The sequence below is a fragment of the Variovorax sp. 20P10.2.4 genome (assembly GCF_058244205.1).
The window spans coordinates 1-3,604 of record NZ_JBZAYE010000693.1 but is presented as its reverse complement, the minus strand read 5'-3'; the positions used below and the strand labels follow the sequence as shown (position 1 = coordinate 3,604).

General features: G+C 70.7%; 3 protein-coding genes. 1 reads left to right on the top strand and 2 read right to left on the bottom strand.

Annotated elements, in window-relative coordinates; translation table 11 throughout:
- A partial coding sequence (locus AC27VN_RS35780; protein WP_490879694.1) for an NYN domain-containing protein occupies window positions 1-527 on the bottom strand: 527 nt, incomplete at its 3' end.
- Window positions 528-675: 148 nt separating this feature from the next.
- Window positions 676-1,707 (bottom strand): dihydroorotase, encoded by a 1,032-nt coding sequence (gene pyrC, locus AC27VN_RS35775; protein WP_490879693.1) that lies wholly within the window; start codon window positions 1,705-1,707, stop codon window positions 676-678.
- Window positions 1,708-1,861: 154 nt separating this feature from the next.
- Between pyrC and AC27VN_RS35770 the strand changes: the two genes are divergently transcribed.
- Window positions 1,862-3,604: ATP-binding response regulator (locus AC27VN_RS35770; RefSeq protein WP_490879692.1), on the top strand; the 1,743-nt coding region annotated here is incomplete at its 3' end.

The following is a 3,604-nucleotide window of genomic DNA, read 5'->3' as shown; positions in this document are numbered from 1 at the left end:
GTCTTCCTCGCGGTCTTGGCCGCGGCCTTCTTCGCCGGTGCCTTCTTGGCGGGCGCCGTCTTCGCGGCGGCCTTCTTCGCCGCCGTCTTCTTCGCGGGCACTGTGCGCGCGGCCGGCGCCACGCCGTGGTGCGCGAGGTCCATGAAGCTGTCGTAGATGCCGACCGTCTCCTCGCCCGTCTTGCCCTGCTGGCCGATGCCGCAGACGCGGCAGCCCTTCTCGCGCAGCCGGATCACCAGCGGCGCGAAGTCGGAATCGGAGGACACCAGCACCACCACGTCGGGCCGCTCGGCGATCGCGAGGTCGATCGCATCGACCGACAGCGCGATGTCGGTGCTGTTCTTGCCGGCCGAGAGATTGACCATCGGCCGCACCGACAGCCGCTTGAACAGCGCCTGCCGGTTCACGGCCATCTCGGCATTGCAGTAGGCGCGGCGCACGTGGATGGCGCCGTACTCGTCCATCGTGCGCTGCACGGCCTGCTCGATCACATCGGCCGAGACGTTGTCGGCGTCGATCAGCAGCATCACACGACGCATTGGCTCTCCCCCAGGCTACGCGCACTTCGTGTCGCTTCGCCACCCCCCTCACCGGGGGCAACACCAACGGCCCGGCAAAGCCGGTTCCGTGGTGTTTCTGGACAGGATCGCGCCAACTGATCGAGTGATGGAGCTCTCATGAAAGTTTCCAGTTCAGGGTTTCGCCGCCGCGCAGCGGCTTGAGCGTGGCGTCGCCGTAGGGCACGGTCTCGGGCACGGTCCAGCTCTCGCGCTTCAGCGTGACGCTGTCGGCATGGCGCGGCAGGCCGTAGAAGTCGGGGCCGTGGAAGCTCGCGAAGCCCTCGAGCTTGTCGAGCGCGTTGGCGTTGTCGAAGGCCTCGGCATAGAGCTCGATGGCGGTCAGCGCGGTGTAGCAGCCGGCGCAGCCCAGCGCGTGCTCCTTCAGGTGCGCCGGGTGCGGCGCGCTGTCGGTGCCGAGGAAGAAGCGGTCGCTGCCGCTGGTGGCGGCTTCGACCAGCGCCACGCGGTGCGTCTCGCGCTTGAGCACCGGCAGGCAGTAGTAGTGCGGGCGGATGCCGCCGGTGAAGATGGCGTTGCGGTTGTACAGCAGGTGGTGCGCGGTGATGGTGGCGGCCGTGAAGCGGTCGGCGTCGCGCACGTAGTCGGCGCCCTCCTTCGTGGTCAGGTGCTCGAACACCACCTTGAGCTCGGGGAAGTCGCGGCGCAGCGGAATCATCACGCGGTCGACGAACACGGCCTCGCGGTCGAACAGGTCGATCGCGGGATCGGTGACCTCGCCGTGCACCAGCAGCAAGAGGCCGTGCTTCTGCATCGCCTCGAGCGTCTTGTAGGTCTTGCGGATGTCGGTCACGCCGGCATCGCTGTTGGTGGTGGCGCCGGCCGGGTAGAGCTTGAGCGCGCGCACGCCGGCCTCGGCGGCCAGCGCGATCTCCTCGGGCGGCAGCTTGTCGGTCAGGTAGAGCGACATCACGGGCTCGAAGGCGCTGCCCGCGGGCACGGCGGCGCGGATGCGGTCGCGGTAGGCCACGGCCTGGGCGGCGGTGGTCACGGGCGGACGCAGGTTCGGCATGATCAGCGCGCGGCCGAACTGGCGCGCGCTGTGGGGCACGACGGCTTCGAGGGCGGCGCCATCGCGCACGTGCAGGTGCCAGTCGTCGGGGCGGGTGATCGTGAGGGTGTCAGTCATGGCGCGGCGATTGTCGCACCCGCCCCCACGGTGGCCGCCGGGCATGACTTTGGGCACTTACGGCGACGCGGGGCTGCCGCCTAGGATGCGGCGATGAGCCGCTCGGTCCGCGAAACCGGGACGGAGGAACCACCTCGCGGGGAGAGACAGGCCGATGAACGACACGACGCCGGGACCGCTGGCGCAGGACGGCACGCTCGCGCTGCGCGTGCTGCGCGAGCACCTGGCCTCGGTCTACGCCGGCCACACCACGGCGATCGCGGCGCACGGCGTCTTCGCGCTCGCGATCGGCGTGTTCGGCTACTTCAACGTGCTGCCCGGGCACCGCGCGCTGGTGCTGGGCATTGTCACGACCATCGTGTTGATGGACCTGTACGTGCTGCTGTCGAAGCGCTGGACGCCCGCGGTGCCGCTGGCCGACAGCCCGCGCTGGGCGCGCCGCTACACCATCCACGTCACGCTGGTCAGCGCGATGACGGCGCCGTGCAGCCTGTTCCTGGTGGCGCTGCAGAGCCCCGCGATGACCACCTTCGTGACGGTCGTGATCATGGGCAGCTGGACCCGCGCGGTGCAGGCGCGCTGGCCGCTCAAGGGCGCGATGTTCGGCTACGGCATCCCGATGATGAGCGGGCTGATCGTCGCGCTGGCCTGGTACGGCAGCATGCTGAACTGGTTCCTCGCCGGCTTCGCGCTGCTCAACCTGGTGCTCACGCTGCGCGAGGGCGTGAAGCAGAACGAGCGCCTGACGGCCTCGCTGATGCTGCAGTTCGAGAACGAGGCGCTGGCCGCCCAACTTCGCGAGCAGGTCGCGGCCACCGAGCGCGCGAGCGCCGAGAAGACCCGCTTCCTGGCCGCCGCCAGCCACGACCTGCGCCAGCCCATGCATGCGATCGCGCTGTTCGGCGCGGCGCTGGGCAGCACGCTGCGCCGGCGGCCCGAGCTCCAGAACGTGGAGCGGCTGATGCGCGCGGTCGACGCGCTGGGCGCCTCGCTCGACACCATGCTCGACATCTCGCGCCTCGACGCGGGCGTGGTCCAGGCGGCGCCGCGCGCGCTGTCGCTCGATGCCCTGCTGATCCCGCTGCACCACACCTTCTCGGCGCAGGCCGAGCGCAAGCGGCTGCAGCTGCGCGTGCGCGCCAGCGGCCTGTGGATCCACAGCGATCCGCAGCTGCTCTACCGCATGCTGTCGAACCTGGTCGACAACGCGCTCAAGTACACGACGCAGGGCGGCGTCACGGTGATCGCGCGCCCGCGCGGCGACCAGGCGTGGATCGAGGTGCGCGACACCGGCATCGGCATCGCGCCCGAACAGCGCGACCGCATCTTCGAGGAGTTCTACCAGGTCGACAACCTCGGGCGCGACCGCTCGCGCGGCCTGGGCATCGGCCTGTCGATCGTGCAGCGGCTCTCGCGCCTGCTCGGCCATCGCATCGAGCTGCGCTCGCACATCGGGCGCGGCACGCGCTTTCGGGTCGTGCTGCCGCTGGCCGAAGCCTCGGAAGCCTCGGCGGGCGCCTTCAGTCCGCTCGACCTCGAGCTGCCGGTGCGCCAGCGCTTCGAGGTGCCGGCGTTGCGCGGCCGCGTGCTGCTGATCGACGACGAGGAGGAGATCCGCAAGGCCATGACCGAGCTCATGAGCGCCTACGGCATCGAGGTCGCGGCGGTGGCGGACGAGGCCGAGGCGGTGGCGCTGCTGACCGGGCCCGGCGCGCAGGAGCCGCCGGTCGCGCTGCTGCTGTGCGACTACCGGCTGTCGAGCGGCGTCGACGGGCTCGAGCTCGGCCTGCGCTTGCGCGAACGCTTCCGGCTCGACGCGCCGATGCTGCTGATCACCGGCGAGACCGCGCCCGAGCGGCTGCAGCGCGTGCGCGCCTCGGGCGTGCCGGTGCTGTTC

What these genes read in the sequence shown, in the direction of transcription:
- pyrC (WP_490879693.1), bottom strand. Translation starts at nt 1,707, where the DNA reads ATGACTGACACCCTCACGATCACCCGCCCCGACGACTGGCACCTGCAC.